This is a genomic window from Alsobacter soli, assembly GCF_003004785.1.
In the GTDB taxonomy this organism is placed as follows: domain Bacteria; phylum Pseudomonadota; class Alphaproteobacteria; order Rhizobiales; family Beijerinckiaceae; genus Alsobacter; species Alsobacter soli.
In genome coordinates, this window is record NZ_PVZS01000081.1 from 1 (window position 1) to 495 (window position 495).

The following is a 495-nucleotide window of genomic DNA, read 5'->3' on the forward strand; positions in this document are numbered from 1 at the left end:
TTACTTGACCACCACGAGGCCGTGCATGCCGGACTCGTAGTGGCCGGGGATCAGGCAGGCGAACTCGAAGGTCCCCGCCTTGGTGAAACGCCAGACGATCTCGTTGGAGCCGTTCGGAGCGAGGCGCTTCCCGTTCGGGTCGTCGTGCTCCATGTCCGGGTTCTTCTCCATGGCGATCTTGTGCCTGGCGTTGTGCTCGATGCTGTCGAGCATGAATTCGTGGTCCGCCTTGCCGTGGTTCTTGAGCACGAAGCGCACCTGCTCGCCGCGCTTCACCTCGACCCGGTCGGGTACGAACTTCATGGTGGCGTCCTCATGCTCGTGCATGCCGACCTCCACCGTCTTGGCGACCGGCTTCCTCGGGTCGCCCGGCTCGCCGGCCTCGAACTTCTTGTGGGTGTGGCCCGGCGCGCCGGGCCCGGCGAGCGCCAGCCCGGCGGACAGCGCCAGGACGGCCGCGGCCGTGATCAAACGAAGGGTCATGCAGGTCTCCTC

General features: G+C 66.5%; 1 protein-coding gene. It reads right to left on the reverse strand.

Going from position 1 to position 495, the window contains the following annotated elements; translation table 11 throughout:
* Complete coding sequence (locus SLNSH_RS24350) at positions 1-483, reverse strand: cupredoxin domain-containing protein (RefSeq protein WP_106340869.1); 483 nt, start codon at positions 481-483, stop codon at positions 1-3.
* Positions 484-495: the final 12 nt, after the last annotated feature.

Bases quoted from the DNA above. Each gene is read 5' to 3' on its own strand.
- SLNSH_RS24350 (WP_106340869.1), bottom strand. From the start codon at position 483: ATGACCCTTCGTTTGATCACGGCCGCGGCCGTCCTGGCGCTGTCCGCC.